Here is an 18,260-nt window from a genome sequence, read left to right as displayed (position 1 = left end):
CGGCATGCGCATTTGCACGGGAAATGCCATCACAAGATTTGCCGCAGGACGCTTTTTTGTGGTTCCGGCATTTTCCTTGGCCGGCAGCGCCTGCAAGCCATTGTAATTTCAGGGCTCCCCGGCTTTCCCCAATCTCCACAGGCGCATCCACAAGATGTTGTGGTTAGCAATCAATTAACGGCCAGCCCTTGACGGAATCACCCGTTTCAAACTTACTGTCCCTGATGTTGCGGCGGCGACAGGACCGGAGGTAACGAGCCCGGTTCCCTATTGAAAATTAGGACGCGGAATCAGGGCGACTGGCCGGGAACGGTGTCAGGCCTGACAGGATCTCTGCGCGATTTTCAGCCTCCAAAAAAAGTGACGTCGGGACTGGCGATAATAAGCTGTTAATACTATATTTAGCGTTTGCAGCCACCATCACCACAAGATACAGGAAGGACATCTCCGGATGACACCCCTGTGACAATACGGAAACGAGACTGGCTGCACGACGACAATGTGCCGCCGGATAGGAATTTTGCGCCCCGGTCGTGGGGACTGGGCGCCAACACGAGGTCAAGACCATGCGCATCGAACGTCGTTTCACGAAGGCCGGCCAAGGCGCCTATGCGGATATCGAATTCCGCAAGGCGACCAGCGAGATCAAGAACCCCGATGGTTCGATCGTGTTCCGCCTCGAGAATATCGACGTTCCCGCCCAGTTCTCCCAGGTCGCGACCGATGTTCTGGCGCAGAAGTATTTCCGCAAGGCCGGCGTCCCCACCCGGCTGAAGAAGGTGGAGGAAAACGACGTTCCTTCCTTCCTGTGGCGCTCCGTTCCCGACGATGCGGCGCTGAAGACCCTGTCCAAGGATGAGCAGACCGGCTCCGAGATCGATGCGCGCCAGGTCTTCGACCGCCTTGCCGGCACCTGGACCTATTGGGGTTGGAAGGGCGGCTATTTCTCGTCCGAAGAAGATGCGGCGGCCTTCAAGGACGAGCTTGCCTATATGCTCGCCACCCAGCGCGTTGCGCCGAACTCGCCGCAGTGGTTCAACACCGGCCTGCATTGGGCCTACGGCATTGACGGTCCCGGCCAGGGCCATTTCTATGTCGACCCCTTCACCGGCAAGCTGACCAAGTCCAAGTCGGCCTACGAACATCCGCAGCCCCATGCCTGCTTCATCCAGTCGGTCGAGGACGATCTCGTCAACGAAGGCGGTATCATGGATCTGTGGGTGCGTGAGGCGCGCCTGTTCAAATACGGCTCCGGCACCGGCTCCAACTTCTCGATGCTGCGCGGCGAAGGCGAAAAGCTTTCCGGCGGCGGCCGCTCCTCCGGCCTGATGAGCTTCCTGAAGATCGGCGACCGCGCCGCCGGCGCCATCAAATCGGGCGGCACGACGCGCCGCGCCGCCAAGATGGTGGTCGTCGATATCGACCATCCCGATATCGAGGAATACATCAACTGGAAGGTCAAGGAAGAACAGAAGGTCGCAGCCCTCGTCACCGGCTCGAAGGTCGTCGCCCGGCACCTGAAGACGATCATGAAAGCCTGCTTCAATTGCGAAGGTGGCGACAACGGCGACTGCTTCGATCCGGCCAAGAACCCTGCCCTGAAGCGCGAAATCCGCGCCGCCAAGAAGGACCAGGTTCCGGAGAACTACGTCCAGCGCGTCATCCAGTTCGCCCGCCAGGGCTACAAGGATCTTCAATTCAAGACCTACGACACGGATTGGGATTCGGAAGCCTATCTCACGGTCTCCGGCCAGAACTCCAACAACTCCGTCTCGATCAAGGACGACTTCCTGCGCGCCGTGGAAAATGACGGCGAATGGAAGCTGACCGCCCGCAAGGACGGCCGGGTGATGAAGACGCTGAAGGCGCGCGATCTCTGGGAAACGATTTCCTACGCCGCCTGGGCCTCGGCCGATCCTGGCATCCACTTCAACACGACGATGAACGACTGGCACACCTCGCCCGCCGGCGGCCCGATCCGCGGCTCGAACCCGTGCTCGGAATACATGTTCCTCGACGACACCGCCTGCAACCTTGCCTCGCTGAACCTGCTGCAGTTCAAGGATAAGGCCACCAAGCGCATCAATATCGCCGATTACGAACACGCCGTTCGCCTGTGGACTGTCGTGCTCGAAGTCTCGGTCATGATGGCGCAGTTCCCGTCGAAGCGCATTGCCGAACTCTCCTATGAATACCGCACGCTCGGGCTCGGCTACGCCAATATCGGCGGCCTGCTGATGTCGTCGGGCATTCCCTATGACTCCACTGAGGCCCGCGCCATTGCCGGTTCGCTGACCGCGATCATGACCGGCATATGCTATGCGACCTCGGCCGAAATGGCTGCCGAGCTCGGCCCCTTCCCGAACTTCGCGCCGAACCGCGACAGCATGCTCAGGGTCATTCGCAACCATCGCCGCGCCGCTTACGGCGAAACCTCCGGCTATGAGGCGCTGTCGATCGACCCGGTCGCGCTGATCCATTCGGAAAACCCGGATCAGGATCTTGCCGCCCACGCCAAATCGGCCTGGGACAAGGCGCTCGCGCTCGGCGAACAGCATGGCTACCGCAATGCCCAGGTCTCGGTCATCGCCCCCACAGGCACGATCGGTCTCGTCATGGATTGCGACACGACAGGCATCGAGCCCGACTTCGCCCTCGTCAAGTTCAAGAAGCTCGCCGGCGGCGGCTACTTCAAGATCATCAACCGCGCCGTGCCCGACGCGCTGCGTACGCTCGGCTATTCCGAGAGCCAGATCGCCGAAATCGAGGCCTATGCCGTCGGCCACGGCAACCTGAACCAAGCACCGGCGATCAACCCGTCGACGCTGAAGGCCAAGGGCTTGACCGACGAGAAGGTGGAAGCCGTCAATGCGGCGCTGAAGAGCGCCTTCGACATCAAGTTCGTCTTCAACCAGTGGACGCTCGGCGCCGACTTCCTCAAGGAGAAGCTGAAGGTTTCCGACGAACAGCTCGCCGACATGAGCTTCAACCTGCTCGACCATATGGGCTTCTCGAAGAAGGACATCGAAGCCGCCAACATCCATGTCTGCGGCGCGATGACGCTGGAAGGCGCGCCCTTCCTGAAGGCCGAGCATCTGCCGGTCTTCGATTGCGCCAATCCCTGCGGCAAAATCGGCAAGCGCTACCTCTCGGTGGAAAGCCATATCCGGATGATGGCTGCTGCCCAGCCCTTCATCTCGGGTGCGATTTCCAAGACGATCAACATGCCGAATGAGGCGACCGTCGAGGATTGCAAGAACGCCTATCTGCTCTCCTGGAAACTCGGCCTCAAGGCGAACGCGCTCTATCGCGACGGCTCGAAGCTGTCGCAGCCGCTCAATGCCTCGCTGATCGAGGACGAGGACGACGAGGATGCGCTGGAGGACCTGCTGCAGGCGCCCGTCGCCGCCCAGGCCGTCACCATCACCGAAAAGATCATCGAGCGGGTGATCGAACGCGTTTCGCGTGAACGCGAGAAGCTGCCGAACCGCCGCCAGGGCTATACCCAGAAGGCCGCCGTCGGCGGACACAAGGTCTATCTGCGCACCGGTGAATTCGGCGACGGCCGCCTCGGCGAGATCTTCATCGACATGCACAAGGAAGGCGCTGCCTTCCGGGCGATGATGAACAATTTCGCCATCGCCATCTCGCTCGGCCTGCAATATGGCGTGCCGCTCGAAGAATATGTCGAGGCCTTCACCTTCACCAAGTTCGAGCCGGCCGGCATGGTCATCGGCAACGACGCGATCAAGAACGCTACCTCGATCCTCGACTATGTCTTCCGCGAGCTTGCCGTCTCCTATCTCGGCCGTCATGACCTCGCCCATGTCGATACGTCGGATTTCTCCAACACCGCACTCGGCAAGGGCATCCAGGAAGGCAAGACCAACCTGCTGTCGACCGGCTGGACCCGCGGCTACAAGCCGACGCTGGTGTCCGGCACCGGCGGCGAACGCCAGGCCGGCGAACCCAAGGGTGCTGCCACTGCAGCCCCTGCCCGCGCCGCTTCCACCGGCACGGTCACCGCCTTTGCCGGCAGTGCTGCCCGCAAACTGGAACCGACCGCAGCCATCTCCACTTCCGAAATCGTCGCCTTCAAGCGCGACTACGAGGAGCGCGCCAAGGAATTGGCCGAAGAGATCGCCGAAGAGGTAACTGAGGAAATCACCAGCGACGCCACCGCCCTTTTCTCCGACAAGGCGGCAGCGGACGCGGCAACGGCGAAGACCGAAGCCAAAAAGGTGGAAGCCGAACGCCGCCAGCGCTCGATTATGCAGGGTTATACCGGCAACATGTGCTCGGAGTGCCAGAACTTCACGATGGTGCGGAATGGGACCTGCGAGAAGTGCGACACGTGCGGTGCGACGAGCGGGTGCAGCTGAAGACTCTCGGAGTTCCTCTGGCGCGACAAGCGTTATGACATAGCGCCACTTTTATGACACAGAATCCATCGGTCTAGATTGCGATCTGGACCGATGGATTTTTTACGAGGGCGCAGCGGACGGGACTTTTTTACGAGTGATCTTAGAGGAAGTAGCCCCACAATCTCCTCCCAGACTTCGGTCATTGCCTGAATGAAAGCTGGACTTCCACACATGTCCGGATGACCGAAGAACCTCAAATCCGCCTCAGGCGACTCCGATTCCGCACCTGCTATGGCGATGCGTGATTGCATCCCAAGCAGTTCCTGAAGGGTCATCTCGTGAAGATCGCGATAGATCGGGCTTGCATGCCGCGTTGAAAACACTAGGGACTGTCGGCTTGCCTCGGCGCGTATATAAGCTACGGCAAACATAAGGAGAGCAAGCAGGTTACCGTAGCCTACTGACGGATCCGCGTTTAGCCAGGAACAAATATCCGGGCGAAAGCCGTTCAGAACAGCAATGGCGTGGCAGGCGACATCAGTGTCGACGCGATATCATCGCCGCAACTTCTACCTGGCTCGATCGAATTCCGCGGTCGTATCTTACTGTAACCTACTTCAAGAACGCGGCTGTGGGGGGTAGTTATCCTGATCGGAGATCAGCGGCACGCATCGTTATATGAAACGGCGATACGCTAGCGAGGGTGACGAAAATGATACCTGACCGGCGCGCGGTGGACGACGCGGGATTTCAGGGCCTAGTCTGGGTGGCCGGCCATACCTTCACCATGGGTTCGGACAAGCATTATGTGGAGGAGGCTCCTGCCCATCCGGTGACGGTCGACGGCTTCTGGATCGACGCCACCCCCGTCACCAACCGCCAGTTCGCCTCATTCGTCAAAGCCACCGGACATGTGACCGTCGCCGAAAGGGCGCCCCGTGCCGAGGACTATGCTGGAGCGCTCTCCAAAATGCTGCGAGCCGGATCGCTGGTGTTCACGCCGCCGAAAACCGTCGTCGGTCCCGACATTACGCAGTGGTGGTCGTTCAAGTTCGGAGCGGACTGGCGACACCCCTACGGTGGTCGCACGGACATCCGCGGCAAGCTCGATCATCCCGTCGTTCATATCGCCTATAGCGACGCCAAGGCTTATGCGGCTTGGGCGGGAAAAGATCTGCCGACCGAGGCCGAGTGGGAACTGGCGGCGCGCGGCGGCCTTGATGATGCCGAATTTGCCTGGGGCGACGAGTTGATCCCGGAAGGAAAGCTGATGGCCAACACCTGGCAGGGCACCTTCCCTACGCAGAGCACCAAGCCCGCCGGTGCAGATAGAACGTCCCCTGTCGGATCCTTTCCATCAAACGGCTACGGCATCTACGACATGATCGGCAACGTCTGGGAATGGACCTCTGACTTCTGGTCGGCACGCCATCCCGAGCCTGCCAGCCATTCATGCTGCATCCCCATCAATCCCCGCGGAGGCGACGCCGACGCCAGCTATGATCCGGGGATGCCAGACATCAGGATCCCCCGGCGCGTGCTCAAGGGCGGATCCCACCTCTGCGCGCCGAACTACTGCAGGCGCTATCGTCCCGCCGCCAGACATGCCGAGCCTGAGGACACGTCGACAAGTCATGTCGGATTTCGCTGCGTCAAGCGCACGTGAGGGCCGCGTGATAACCAAAGGGCGCCTCGGCGGAACGAAGCCGCCGATTGCGGGTCCGCAACTCAGTCTGCAATGTGACTGTAGGAGCGAACGCGGATCGACAGTGCATACTGTATGTTACTGGCGCGTGCGCGGTACTGGCCATACCCTCCCCGAATAAAACGGTCAGCATCATGCGGGATCGATTGCCGGGGGACCGAGATGAAAAGCAGTATCCTGACTTTGGCTGCCCTCTTAGGCGGTACGGCGCTTACACTTTTTTCCATCGGCGGGACGAGTGCGCCAGCGCAAGTCATCAATGGAACAGCCGGCGCGCCCAGTGCGACAACCACAATCGACGGCCGACAGATCCCGCCGCCACCAGGCGAGTTCGGCGGCACGACAAATCTCGACGCGCTTCAGTCGACGCCATATTGGCAGCCGCAAGTGGTACCGCCCAAGGGGGCGCCCAACGTCTTGCTGATCTTGACCGATGACGTTGGATTTGCGGCCCCGAGCACCTTCGGTGGCGTCATTCCGACGCCAACGCTCGACCGGATTGCCAACATAGGCCTGCGCTACACCAACTTCCATACGACATCGCTGTGTTCCCCCACACGCGCCGCTCTGATCACGGGCCGGAATCATCATTCAGTGGGATTCGGTGTGATCAGCGAGGCGTCGACCGGTTATCCGGGCTACGACAGTGTCATTACCGCGGACAAGGACACGATCGGCACAATCCTCAAGGCGAATGGTTATGCAACATCTTGGTTCGGCAAGAACCACAACACGCCAGCTTTCCAAACCAGTCAGGCGGGTCCCTTCGATCAATGGCCCATCGGAATGGGATTTGAGTATTTCTATGGTTTTGTCAGCGGCGAGACCAACCAGTGGCAACCGGACCTCTACCGCAATACCACGCGTGTCTATCCCTATCTGAATAACCCAACCTACAACCTGACGACTGATATGGCGGACGACGCCATCAACTATCTCAACCAACTCAACCAGCTCGATCCCAAGAAGCCATTCTTCCTCTACTATGCACCGGGCGGGACGCATGCGCCTCATCACCCGACCCCCGAGTGGATCAAAAAGATCAGCGACTTGCATCTCTTCGACAAGGGATGGAATGCGCTGCGCGACCAAATCTTCGCCAACCAGAAGAGACTTGGCGTTGTTCCGCAGGATGCCCAACTTACGCCTTGGCCCGATAAGCTTATCAAGCCGTGGGACGGCCTTTCTGCTGATGAGAAGAAGCTTTTCATCCGCCAGGCCGACGTCTACGGAGCCTACCTCGCCTATACCGACAACGAAATCGGCCGGGTCGTCAAAGCGGTCGAGGACATGGGCAAGCTCGATGACACGCTGATCATCTTTATCAGCGGCGACAATGGCGCGAGCGCGGAAGGCTCCCCGGCTGGAACGCCAAACGAGATGACTTTCTTCAACGGCGTCGACGTGCCCGTCCAGGACCAGCTCAAATTCTACGACGCCTGGGGGTCGGCAGCGACCTATCCGCACTATTCAGTCGGCTGGGCATGGGCTTTCGATACGCCCTTCAAGTGGACCAAGCAGGTCGCTTCCTATTTCGGCGGCATTCGCAACGGCATGGCCATCGCATGGCCGGGTCACATCAAAGATCCGGGTGGGGTGCGCAACCAGTTCCACCATGTCATCGACATCGTCCCGACGATCTTGGAAGTGACAGGCGTCCGCGCGCCCGAGATGGTCAATGGTATCACCCAGACGCCGATCGAAGGCGTGAGCCTGGCCGACACCTTCGACAAGGCAAACGCCGACGCGCCATCGAAACATTCGACCCAATATTTCGAGATGTTCGGCAATCGCGCGATCTATCACGATGGGTGGATCGCCTCCACATTGCCCTATCGGGAACCTTGGAACGGAACGGCTCCGATCCCGAAAGACATCGTCAACGGCGTGACCTGGGAGTTGTTCGACCTGTCCAAGGATTGGACGCAAAACAATGATCTGGCGGCCGCCAATCCCGGCAAGCTGAAGGAGTTGCAGGATTTGTTCTGGATCGAGGCCGCAAAGTATCAGGTCCTGCCGTTGGATGCCTCGGCCTTGACGCGCTTCATTCTCCCGCGACCGAGCATCGTCGCTGGACGCAATGACTTCATCTATACGAAACCGATCGTCGGCGTCCCCCTCGGGACGGCACCGAGCATCCTCAACAAGTCCTTCACGATCACGGCCGATATCGATGTGCCCGCTGGCGGCGGCAACGGCATGCTTGCGACTGCGGGCGGGCGCTTCGGGGGATGGGGCTTCTACCTGCTCAACGGGAAGCCAATCTTTGTCTATGACCTGTTGGACCTCGCCAGGCCAAGGGTGGAGGGTGCAATGGCATTGACGCCTGGAAAGCACAATCTCGTGTTCTCCTTCAAGTCCGACGGGCCGGGCCTCGGCAAAGGTGGGACGGGGACAATCACCATCGACGGAGCCCAGGCGGCAAGCGGGACCTTCCCTCATACCATTCCCTTTGCTCTCGAAGCGAGTGAAACCTTTGATGTCGGCTCCGACACGGGAACCGGTGTCGACGATAACGACTATCAGGCACCGTTCGCTTTCGACGGAAAGCTGAACAACTTGAAGATAGAACTTCAGCCGCAACCTTGAGGCAGGAGGTCCAGCGCAGAGCGCCCCGTCGCCAAGGCGACACATGCCGAAAGTGGACGCTGACCTGGGCACGGGGATTCTGCGCCATGAACACAGCGCACCGACGCATGCTTCTGACTCTGTTCGCTATCGCCGAAGGTGCGACGGGACTGGGGCTTGTCGTGGCGCCGTCGATCCTCTTCGTTCTGCTGTTTGAGACAAAGCAGGTCGCTTCGGAGGCACCACTGGTTGGGCGGATCTGCGGCGCGGCGCTGCTCGCTCTTGCCGCAGCAAGCTGGGGTGCGGGTGGCGCCGAAGACAGGCAAGGCAGACTGGGGCTCCTCGTCGGAGTGACGCTCTACAATTTCCTGACCATGGCCGTCTTGACCTATTCCGCCCTCGTTCTGCAGATGGTCGGCATCCTGCTGTGGCCGGCGATCCTCTATCACGCGGCGACTTCCCTATGGGGCTTGCTCGCTATTCGGCGGGCGCAGTAGATCGTGTCATCGTGCTTCCTTGGGTGGTCATTTACGGCTTTGGCCGCCTCGGGTCGCGGGCTGCTACGAGGCGACGACGACGCAATGTCCGCTTCTCCGGTTGGACGAGGATCAGTTTCTGCGGTAGGTTACAAAAGAGATAGTTAATAAAATCTCCGGTAGTCACGTCCCTCAAGAGCGGGTGAGGAGCAAGTCGTGCAGGATACATTGCCATCAAGGCGCGATATCGCGCCGGATTCGACGCGGCCACCTCCGACCCACGATGATGTTCGGGCTCAGCTTAATCAAATCGTTACCAGCCCGCAATTTCCGCATATCGGTCGGAGTGCCGCATTTCTTACCTATGCCGTGGAGGAGACGCTTGCAGGCCGCGCAGCCCGGATCAAGGGGTATTCTGTCGCCGTCGAAGTCTTCAAGCGCCCCAACGATTTCACGCAGGATGATCCGGTGGTGCGGATCGAGGCCGGAAGGCTGAGGCAGGTGCTTGAGCGCTACTATCTTACGGCAGGTCGACACGATCCGATCCGAATAGACATTCCGAAAGGCGGTTACGTGCCGACCTTTGCCTGGACTTGTTCGAGTGCTGACAATTCTGATGCTGAAGACCAAAGTTTGCCGTTGGAGCGCGCCGAGTACCCTTTTACCAGCTTAAGACGGCATATGTGGGCAGTGGCCCTTGGATTGATCGTGATCGTGGGCGGCGCTGTAGCCCTGGCTGGATTGACCTCCATTCGATTTGGCTCCATCTGGCCCTTCGCGACTGCCGACATAACCGGAACCGATGGACCGACATTGGTGATCGCTCCATTTGCTAATCTGGGTGACGGTCCTCAGGCGCAACTCTACGCGAAGGGCCTGACTGAGGAGCTTCTCGCTGCCCTTCCCCGCTTCAAGGAGATCAAGGTTTTCGGTCGCGAGACGTCCAGATCCTTGCCTCCAGAGGTGGGGACATCGCAGATTCGCGGGGAACTTGGTGCGCGCTTCCTGCTGGCAGGCGGTGTCCGCGTCTCCGGAAGCCGAGTGCGTGTGACGGCACGTCTGCTCGACACGCAGACCGATGCGATCCTCTGGTCGCAGACCTACGACGACGACATCGGCGTCCGCGACCTGTTCACCATTCAGTCCGACGTCGCCAACAAGGTTGCGAGCGCCGTGGCGCAGCCCTATGGCATCATGGCGCAGGCCGATGTCTCCAAACCGCCGCCTGATGATCTTGGCATCTACGGCTGTACGCTGAGCTTTTATGCTTACCGTGCCGAGTTGAGCATCGAGCGGCACGGAGAGGTTCGTAACTGCCTCGAAAGTGCGGTCGCCCGCTATCCATCCTTTGCGACGGCCTGGGCGATGTTGTCCATCGTCTATCTCGATGAGGATCGCTTCAGGTTCAACCGGAAGCCCATTTCATCCGCGCCGATAGATCGCAGCTTTCAGGCCGCCCGCCGCGCCGTTCAACTGGATCCCGCTAACACCCGCGCCCTTCAGGCGCTGATGACGACGTTGTTTTTCAGCCAGCGGGTTCCGGAGGCACTTCAGATAGGCGAACGGGCACTGGCGACCAATCCGAACGACACCGAATTGCTAGGAGAGTTTGGTACCCGGCTGGCGATGAGCGGGGAGTGGCAGCGGGGGGCAGCACTGTTGGATCGCGCCATTGCTCTCAACCCTGCCGGCGGCGGCTACTATCGCGGAACGCGCGCACTCGCAGCCTACATGTTGCACGACGACAAGACCGCTGTCATCGAGATCAGGCAGGCTGACCTGCAGAAGTTCCCGCTGTTCCATGCGGTGGCTGCCGTCATCTATGTCGACGCAGGAATGGTCGAGGACGCCCGCAGCGAGGCTTCGCAGTTCAACGAAATGAGACCCGACTTCATTGCGAACATCGTGGCCGAACTCAAGATGCGGAATTTCCAACCACAGGACAGGGCGCGGATGATTGCCGATCTGCGAACGGCCGGACTTCCTGCGATGGACGAGGTGCAGGCGACCATGTCGCTGCCGATCGACGGTTCCAATGTCCTTCAGCCACGATAACGCCACGGTCAGGACAACTGGCACAGAACATACCCGATGTTACACGCGCGCGCTGTCGTCACCATGTAGGTTGTGGTCGCTGATAATCGTTTCTTTTGATACTCGAGAGCCAGCTAGCGACCTCAGTCGTCCGACAAACCATTTAGAAGGGATTCGTCGATGACCAAAGCACTCCAGCGAACCTTGCACCCTGCCGTGGCGGCGGTGTCTTCCGCGGCACTCGGCTTGATGATCATCGTGGGATCTGGATCGGCTGCAAGCGCTGCAGACGCAGACGCCAAGAAGCTCGTGAAAACAATGTCCGACTACATGGCCGCAGAAAAGGCGATCTCATTTTCGTATGACACCAACCTGGAGGTCGTCACCGGCGACCATCAGAAGATTCTGCTGGCAAGTTCCGGCAAGATCGAAATGGGCCGGCCGGATAAACTCCGGGTTACCCGGTTTGGTGGGTTCGCCAACGTTGAAGTCACATTCGACGGCAAGACGCTTTCGCTGCTTGGCAAGGACGCCAACCTCTATGCCCAGGCAGAAGTTCCAGGCACCATCAATCACCTAATCGATGAATTGCGGGACAAGCTGCATAGACCCGTTCCGGGTGCCGATCTTCTGCTCCCGGATGCCTATGACGAACTGATGCGCGACGTGGTCGATGTCAAGGACCTCGGCAGCGGTGTGATTGGCGGCGTCGAATGCGACCACCTTGCATTCCGTACCAAGGAAGTCGACTGGCAGATATGGATCGCTCAGGGCGAGCATCCCTATCCGTGTCGATATGTCATTACCGCAAGCCAGGTGGATCAGGGCCCGCAATACAGCATCCAAATCAGTGACTGGAAGACAGGCATCGATGTCGTTGCCGACGACTTCGGGTTCAAGAACATCACGAACGCAAAGAAAGTCGACCTGACGAAGCTTGCCGATATTGATGAGCTTCCTGATCACTTTGCCATGGGAGGCACCAAATGACCGTCGCAAGAAAACTCAAACTCCTGCTGCTCGCTGCGGCGATCGGCATGTCCGGCCTGGAAATCGGAAACGGGTTTGCGATTCCGGGACTGGGCGTCTTCACGCCGGCAGAGGCCAGGGTCGGCCGGCCGATGACGCCTGTGAGTGTCGCTGGAGTTGCGCGCCGCTCGGTCCGGCGCTGCGCCGTCGGCGTCTATAATTGCTAAAAAACAGGCCCGACGAACGCGCATTCGACAAGCGCCAGCATGAGGGAAATCAGTGGGGAGCAAAAACGACGCGGGAATGGGATCGATCGTTGCCGGCTATGTTCAATGGCTTCTGCTGTGTGCATTGATCGTCGCTCTGTCTGGGTGCGGCGGGCATCCGAAGGACGTCATGACGCCCGTTGCAGACACGTCTCCGAAGTCGACCAAGGTCAACTTGCTGATCGCGACGACACGCAGCAGGTCCGCGGTGCCAGGAGAGATGTTCAACGGAGAACGGGCGCTGGCCCCGGCTTTCGCCGATATCACCGTGTCGATCCCGCCGAACACGGTCCGCAAGGAGGGAGAGGTCGCCTGGCCAAAGAGGCTTCCCTCCAATCCGGCGACTGATTTCGCGACCTTGAAGGCCGACGATCTCAATGTCGATGAGGCCAAGCGCTGGCTGAGCGCGAGCGTCCGCAAGAGCCCCGACCACAGTGTCCTGGTGTTCATCCATGGTTTCAACAACCGGTTCGAAGACTCCGTCTACCGCTTCGCCCAGATCGTCCAGGACTCGGGTGTGCACAGCGCTCCCGTGCTGGTGACCTGGCCGTCGCGTGGCAGCCTTCTCGCCTACGGCTATGATCGGGAGAGCACGAACTATACAAGAAATGCTCTGGAGACGCTCTTCCAGTATCTCGCGAAGGATCCGCAGGTGAAGGAGGTGTCCATCCTCGCTCATTCCATGGGGAACTGGCTGGCGTTGGAATCGTTGCGCCAGATGGCCATTCGTAACGGCCGACTTCCGGTGAAGTTCAAGAATGTCATGCTCGCGGCTCCCGACGTCGATGTCGACGTGTTCCGCCAGCAGATCGGCGACATGGGCAAACAGCATCCGCAATTCACCTTGTTCGTATCCCGTGACGACCGTGCACTGGCTTTCTCGCGTCGGGTCTGGGGTGACGTGTCCCGACTAGGAGCCATCGATCCCGAGCAAGCGCCCTACAAGGCGGAATTCGAGGCCAACAAGATCGTGGTGATCGATCTCACCAAGATCAAATCTGGCGACCGAATGAACCACGGAAAATTCGCGGAATCGCCGCAGATCGTTCAGCTCATCGGATCACGCATCTCGGAGGGTCAGACGCTCACCGACAGCAGGGTCGGACTTGGCGACCAGATTCTGGTGGCGACGACCGGAACGGCGGCGGCAGCCGGGAACGTTGCTGGTCTGATCCTTGCCGCCCCCGTCGCTGCGGTCGATCAGAACACGCGGGACAACTATGCGGGCCAGGTCAGTGGTCTGATGGGCACCGCCAAACCGCGGCCGGCAGCGTTGAAAAACTGCGACGAGGTACGGCCAACCCCGAGCTGCAGACCTTAGCTCCGACATCGGCAGGACAAGCGCAGGCAATGCCGAGAGGGACAGATGCTACCGTAACATACTTATCGGCAGGCGGGTCTTGCGCCAGACTTGGGTGGAGATCGATGATTATGATTGATTCGTCGGCGACAGCGATGAAGACCGACAAAGCAGGGGGACTTACATGACGGCATTTCTTCTACGCGCTGCGGTCCTTTGCGCGGGTCTCGTGGCCACCTCGCCCGGCTGGGCGGCCGATCTTACGCCGCTAACACCCGATGCAAAAGTAGTCGAGAGCCCGAGCGGTTGGACCTTCACCGTCGCGCCGTATTTCTGGATGGCAGGGATTTCCGGAGACATTGCACAGTTCGGATTGCCGGAGGTTCATATCGACTCCGATTTCGGCGACATCCTGGAGAACCTCGATTTCGCCTTCATGGCTGCGGGTGAGGCACGGTACGACCGGTTCAGCATCTTCGGCGACATCATCTACACCAAGCTTGGCGCAGACGCGAATACGCCGCTTGGCATTCTCGCCGACAGCGTCGACGTCACTTCAAAGACCTTCGCGGGACTTCTCGGGGTCGGCTACTCGGTGCTGGAAGACCAGTCGGGACACCTCGATGTCGTCGGCGGCGTCCGGGTGTGGTCGGTCGACACCAACATCTCCTTCAATGGCGGGATTCTCGGTGGCGTCGAGCAAGATGACAGCGCGACCTGGGTCGACGGTCTGGTGGGCGTCCGGGGCAATTACTTCTTCACGCCGGAGATCTATCTCACAGGATGGGGTCTCGTCGGTGCCGGCGGCGCGGATCTTGACTGGGATGTGGCGCTCGCGCTCGGCTACAAGTTCACCGACACGATCTCGGCTGTTGCGGGATACCGCGCACTCGGCGTCGACTACGACAACGACGGCTTTGTTTTCGACGTCGTCCAGCAGGGGCCGATCCTCGGCGTCGTCATCCATTTCTAAGAACGACGTCTGGAACAGCAGATCGAAGCGCACCGTGATCGATGTCAACCGAGGTACTCAATGCTTCCCCTCGGCTCTGCTCGTTCCGGCCTCCCCCGGAGCAAGACACCAACCGTGACCGTATCGACGCAGGCGTCCGGCACGCCGCCACAGTTGCGGGCGCAGTTTAATGAAGGATAGCCGCGCGTCGAAGATGTTATGTCGTCGTCGCTACTCTGGGATGGAGCGCTCGGGAGGCGATGACGTCAGGGAAGACGACTTCCGCACGAAAGCCACCTTCAACACGGTTTTCCAACGTGAGCGTCAGATCGTACACCGCTGCAATCTCCGACACTATGGCAAGACCTAGACCAGAGCCGGGTTTGAGACGGTCGAGACGGACACCCCGGCGTGGAAGATCGGGCAATCTCTCTGGCAAGACGCCTGGGCCGTCGTCCTCGATCGTGAGACGGCTCTGCCCATTTTGTCGAATCGCGGTGACATGGATCCTGCTCCTGGCCCACTTGCAGGCGTTCTCAAGCAAGTTGCCCGCAAGTTCGCGGAAGTCGTACGGATCGACGGGAACGCTGAAGTCCTCGGCCACGTCTATTTCCCATGCGAGGCGTTCACCTGCCTCAGTGTGTCGGAGCATTCGAACGGTCTCGCTGATGATCTTCTCGACGTCGGCATCGCCACTTCGCTGATCAGGGCTCGGGGTGATACGGGCTCGGGCGAGCTCGTGCTCGACGTGCGAAAGCATAGTCTCGGCAAGATGGTCGAGTTCATCGGCGATCTCGGCCTCGCCCTTCTCCCTGAGTGAGTACGCGTTGTTTGTGAGAACGGTCAAAGGCGTCTTCAGTCCGTGGGCGAGATCACTGGCCCTACTCCTGGCCTTCTCCATCGCGGCGGCCTGGCTTTGCAGCAGCTTGTTCAGTTGGTTGACGAGCGGTTGGACCTCGCGCGGATAGGCCCCCGCCAGTCGGCTGGCCCTCCGGTCGCGGACGGCTTCAAGATCACGACCGATGCGGTCGAGAGGTCTCAATCCGATCCAAAGCTGACCGATCGACATCAACACGAGTAGCGCAGCAAGAACGGCGACATAGGGCAGAATGTCGAGAGCAAATCCAAGGCGAGCGCTGTCGACCTCGTCGGCATTCACCGCCACCGCGATGCGAATGGGCCTCCTGCCCTCAGGCGCGGCCAACGACAGAACGCGTTCCTGAACAAGGACATCTTTCCCCTCCGGGCCGGAGAGACGATATTGGTGCATGATACCGACAGGATGCGACTCCTCCGGCAGAGGCAGGACATAGTCGAAGAGCGAGGACGATCGGACCTCCGCCTTCCCCACGGGATCGTCGATCTGCCAGTAGAGACCCCCATAGGGTATCAGGAAACGATTGTCCGGAGGGTTCTCGGGCACCTGCAGCCTGCCTCCGGGCAAGAAGCGGATCACAGCCGCCAGACGGTTTATGTGTCCGGTCAGCTCGTTCTGCACGCGCTTGCTGTAGCTGTCCGCAAAGATCTGGACGAGAGCGACGGATGCAGCAGCAAGGCATATCGACACAGCTATCAACGACGTGATGATGAAACGGCCGTGAAGCGACCTCATGTCCCCTCGCCCGATGCTATCTGGTATCCGAAGCCTCGGCGCGTGACGATCGCGTCCCTTCCAAGCTTCTTTCTCAGCCGTCCGATCAGGACCTCCACCGAATTGCTCTCCCGTTCAAAGTCCTGAGTGTAAAGCTGCTCGGTAAGCTCGAGCTGGGAGATCGCGCGACCTCGATTCTGCATCAGCACCAACAGACATTTATACTCCATTGGCGTGACGTCGACAGGCATTCCGTCGACCATGACCGCGCGTCGGCGGGGATCGATAGAAACGGGACCTGACGACAGGACCGCGCTGGCGTGCCCGGAGTACCTGCGCAGGACTGCGTGCAGCCTGGCGAGAAGCTCCGCAATGCGGAATGGCTTGCCAAGGTAGTCGTCGGCGCCAGCATTGATGCCCTCGACGCGTTCCTCCCAGTTGCCGCGCGCCGTCAAGATGATCACCGGCATGTCACGACCGTTCGACCGCCACTTTTTGAGGATCGTTAGGCCGTCGATCTTCGGCAGACCCAGATCAAGGATGACGGCGGCGAACTCGTCATGCTCGCCAGCGAACAGTGTGGCTTCCCCATCGGATTCGTGGACGACGTTGAAACCGGCCTTGGTGAGCTGGGCGGTCACGTCACGGGCGATGAGCGGGTCGTCTTCGGCAAGCAACAGGCGCATCATTCGTTCTCGATTTCGGCGATCCTGCCTGACGCGGCGTCCACTTCCACCTCGGTGACCTGACCGCCGCCCCTCAGAATCCGGAACTCGTAGATTATGCGACCGTCATGCCGATCGACACTGACATCGATCAACTCGCCGGGCAGCTTGGCGAGGACTTTCGCCTTCAGTACGGCAAGAGGCAGAATCTTCCCTTCGTGGACTCGTTTAGGCAGGTCGTCGTGCGACGGCAGGTCATCCGCTTCGCGGGAACGAGCAGGCAAATCGTCGGCATGTGCGCTCCATACCGGAAGCGACGGCCACAGAAGGACAAAGCAGACGAACGCGAGCGTGCGGGGCGGGTACATCGTCGGAGAATATCCTATCGAAGGTGACAATAACCTGACAATCGCGATCAGGTCGCCGTCAGGTCGCGCCCCATAGGTTCGAAGCCGACCAGATGAGCAAAACCGCTCCTGGGATGATGGAGAAAAACCAATGAAGAAGATCATGTTCGCAACCCTCCTGCTCGCTACCGCGTCGATCGGCGTTGCCCGCGCCGAAGAGGGTCAGAATTGCACCCAGGCTCCCAAGGACAAGTGGCTGAGCCAGGACGGCATCAAGGAAAAGGCCAAAGCCGCGGGCCTCGACGTGCGCCGGGTGAAAATGGAGGGCAGTTGCTACGAGGTCTACGCCGTCGATGCGAAGGGCAAAAAGGTGGAAACGCTGTTCAACCCGGAGACCGGCGTAGTGGTCGGCAACGAAAGCGAATGACCATGGGCAGGATGGACATGGATGCGGCGGGCGCTTGCTCGCCGCCAAAGATCAGGGTCTGGGACCCGGTGGTGCGGGTGTTCCACTGGGGTCTGGTGGGTCTGTTCGCCTTTTCCTATCTGACCGGTGACGAGTGGAAGCAGGCGCATATTCTGTCGGGCTACGCCATTGTCGGCCTCCTGCTCGTGCGAATCATCTGGGGCTTCGTCGGCAGTCACCACGCGCGCTTTTCCAATTTCATCTACGATCCGGTCACGACCCTCGGCTTCGTGCGTGACAGCCTGGCCATGCGCGCCAAGCGCTACATCGGCCACAATCCGGCCGGAGGCGCGATGGTGTTCGCGCTGCTCGTCGCGATCTCGGGCATTGCCGCAACCGGGTACATGATGACGACGGACACCTACTGGGGAATGGAATGGGTGGAAAGGGCGCATGAACTGCTGGTCGATGTGACGCTTGGCCTCGTCGGTCTTCACGTTGCAGGCGTCCTCCTGGCAAGCATCGAGCACAGGGAAAACCTTGTCCGAGCGATGGTAACCGGCAGGAAGCGAGCCGATTGACCTGGATCGGCGTCGCAGCCGAGTAGGACCTGAAGC

At 60.0% G+C, this 18,260-nt stretch carries 14 protein-coding genes; 11 read left to right on the top strand and 3 right to left on the bottom strand.

Going from position 1 to position 18,260, the window contains the following annotated elements; all coding sequences use genetic code 11:
- Positions 1-566 precede the first annotated feature (566 nt).
- The 9 genes from K6N12_RS07420 to K6N12_RS07380 all read left to right on the top strand — a co-directional run bounded on the left by K6N12_RS07420 (position 567) and on the right by K6N12_RS07380 (position 14,655).
- A complete protein-coding gene (locus K6N12_RS07420; protein ID WP_097625221.1) occupies positions 567-4,382 on the top strand; it encodes a vitamin B12-dependent ribonucleotide reductase in 3,816 nt (1,271 codons plus the stop codon).
- Between the two features lie 694 nt (positions 4,383-5,076).
- Entirely contained in the window at positions 5,077-6,030 is a 954-nt protein-coding gene (locus K6N12_RS07415) for a formylglycine-generating enzyme family protein (RefSeq protein ID WP_097625220.1), read from the top strand.
- A 201-nt stretch (positions 6,031-6,231) separates the two neighbouring features.
- Entirely contained in the window at positions 6,232-8,658 is a 2,427-nt protein-coding gene (locus tag K6N12_RS07410; RefSeq protein WP_097625219.1) for an arylsulfatase, read from the top strand.
- Between the two features lie 86 nt (positions 8,659-8,744).
- Positions 8,745-9,134, top strand: coding sequence for a hypothetical protein (locus K6N12_RS07405; RefSeq protein WP_097625218.1), 390 nt, complete (start codon positions 8,745-8,747; stop codon positions 9,132-9,134).
- A 195-nt stretch (positions 9,135-9,329) separates the two neighbouring features.
- Positions 9,330-11,168 (top strand): adenylate cyclase, encoded by a 1,839-nt coding sequence (locus K6N12_RS07400; protein ID WP_097625217.1) that lies wholly within the window; start codon positions 9,330-9,332, stop codon positions 11,166-11,168.
- 159 nt (positions 11,169-11,327) lie between these two features.
- Entirely contained in the window at positions 11,328-12,137 is an 810-nt protein-coding gene (locus tag K6N12_RS07395) for a DUF2092 domain-containing protein (RefSeq protein WP_222148790.1), read from the top strand.
- Positions 12,134-12,343 (top strand): hypothetical protein, encoded by a 210-nt coding sequence (locus K6N12_RS07390; RefSeq protein ID WP_097625215.1) that lies wholly within the window; start codon positions 12,134-12,136, stop codon positions 12,341-12,343. The genes K6N12_RS07395 and K6N12_RS07390 overlap by 4 nt, the downstream gene beginning before the upstream one ends.
- A gap of 76 nt (positions 12,344-12,419) precedes the next feature.
- On the top strand, positions 12,420-13,703 hold the full coding sequence (locus K6N12_RS07385) for an alpha/beta hydrolase (protein WP_097625214.1): 1,284 nt from the start codon (positions 12,420-12,422) through the stop codon (positions 13,701-13,703).
- Between the two features lie 163 nt (positions 13,704-13,866).
- Complete coding sequence (locus K6N12_RS07380; RefSeq protein ID WP_097625213.1) at positions 13,867-14,655, top strand: DUF481 domain-containing protein; 789 nt, start codon at positions 13,867-13,869, stop codon at positions 14,653-14,655.
- A gap of 196 nt (positions 14,656-14,851) precedes the next feature.
- Here the strand turns inward: K6N12_RS07380 and K6N12_RS07375 are convergent, their stop codons facing one another.
- From K6N12_RS07375 to K6N12_RS07365, 3 genes are read right to left on the bottom strand one after another with little or no spacing between them, the layout of a single operon-like run.
- Positions 14,852-16,246, bottom strand: a complete 1,395-nt coding sequence (locus K6N12_RS07375; protein WP_097625212.1) for a sensor histidine kinase — start codon at positions 16,244-16,246, stop codon at positions 14,852-14,854.
- Positions 16,243-16,914 carry a response regulator transcription factor gene (locus K6N12_RS07370; protein WP_097625211.1) on the bottom strand — a complete coding sequence of 224 codons (672 nt, stop codon included), beginning with the start codon at positions 16,912-16,914 and terminating at the stop codon, positions 16,243-16,245. Before K6N12_RS07370 ends, K6N12_RS07375 begins: the two co-directional genes overlap by 4 nt.
- A complete protein-coding gene (locus tag K6N12_RS07365; RefSeq protein WP_245426775.1) occupies positions 16,911-17,402 on the bottom strand; it encodes a PepSY domain-containing protein in 492 nt (163 codons plus the stop codon). The genes K6N12_RS07370 and K6N12_RS07365 overlap by 4 nt, the downstream gene beginning before the upstream one ends.
- On the opposite strand from K6N12_RS07365, the gene K6N12_RS07360 reads away from it, so the two are divergent.
- The gene (locus K6N12_RS07360) at positions 17,389-17,664 is read left to right on the top strand and encodes a PepSY domain-containing protein (protein WP_097625209.1); all 276 of its coding nucleotides are present in this window, start codon (positions 17,389-17,391) and stop codon (positions 17,662-17,664) included. The genes K6N12_RS07365 and K6N12_RS07360 overlap by 14 nt on opposite strands.
- Positions 17,661-18,224 carry a cytochrome b/b6 domain-containing protein gene (locus K6N12_RS07355; protein WP_097625208.1) on the top strand — a complete coding sequence of 188 codons (564 nt, stop codon included), beginning with the start codon at positions 17,661-17,663 and terminating at the stop codon, positions 18,222-18,224. The genes K6N12_RS07360 and K6N12_RS07355 overlap by 4 nt, the downstream gene beginning before the upstream one ends.
- Positions 18,225-18,260 lie beyond the last annotated feature (36 nt).

The organism is Rhizobium redzepovicii (assembly GCF_019793435.1).
In the GTDB taxonomy this organism is placed as follows: Bacteria; Pseudomonadota; Alphaproteobacteria; order Rhizobiales; family Rhizobiaceae; genus Rhizobium; species Rhizobium redzepovicii.
The sequence above is the reverse complement of the archived record's forward strand: the minus strand, read 5'-3'. Positions and strand labels throughout refer to the sequence as shown.

Excerpts from the sequence above, each read along its gene's own strand:
- K6N12_RS07420 (WP_097625221.1), top strand. The coding sequence starts at position 567 with ATGCGCATCGAACGTCGTTTCACGAAGGCCGGCCAAGGCGCCTATGCG.
- K6N12_RS07415 (WP_097625220.1), top strand. The coding sequence starts at position 5,077 with ATGATACCTGACCGGCGCGCGGTGGACGACGCGGGATTTCAGGGCCTA.
- K6N12_RS07410 (WP_097625219.1), top strand. The coding sequence starts at position 6,232 with ATGAAAAGCAGTATCCTGACTTTGGCTGCCCTCTTAGGCGGTACGGCG.
- K6N12_RS07405 (WP_097625218.1), top strand. The coding sequence starts at position 8,745 with ATGAACACAGCGCACCGACGCATGCTTCTGACTCTGTTCGCTATCGCC.
- K6N12_RS07395 (WP_222148790.1), top strand. The coding sequence starts at position 11,328 with ATGACCAAAGCACTCCAGCGAACCTTGCACCCTGCCGTGGCGGCGGTG.
- K6N12_RS07390 (WP_097625215.1), top strand. The coding sequence starts at position 12,134 with ATGACCGTCGCAAGAAAACTCAAACTCCTGCTGCTCGCTGCGGCGATC.
- K6N12_RS07385 (WP_097625214.1), top strand. The coding sequence starts at position 12,420 with ATGGGATCGATCGTTGCCGGCTATGTTCAATGGCTTCTGCTGTGTGCA.
- K6N12_RS07380 (WP_097625213.1), top strand. The coding sequence starts at position 13,867 with ATGACGGCATTTCTTCTACGCGCTGCGGTCCTTTGCGCGGGTCTCGTG.
- K6N12_RS07375 (WP_097625212.1), bottom strand. The coding sequence starts at position 16,246 with ATGAGGTCGCTTCACGGCCGTTTCATCATCACGTCGTTGATAGCTGTG.
- K6N12_RS07370 (WP_097625211.1), bottom strand. The coding sequence starts at position 16,914 with ATGATGCGCCTGTTGCTTGCCGAAGACGACCCGCTCATCGCCCGTGAC.
- K6N12_RS07360 (WP_097625209.1), top strand. The coding sequence starts at position 17,389 with ATGAAGAAGATCATGTTCGCAACCCTCCTGCTCGCTACCGCGTCGATC.
- K6N12_RS07365 (WP_245426775.1), bottom strand. The coding sequence starts at position 17,402 with ATGATCTTCTTCATTGGTTTTTCTCCATCATCCCAGGAGCGGTTTTGC.
- K6N12_RS07355 (WP_097625208.1), top strand. The coding sequence starts at position 17,661 with ATGACCATGGGCAGGATGGACATGGATGCGGCGGGCGCTTGCTCGCCG.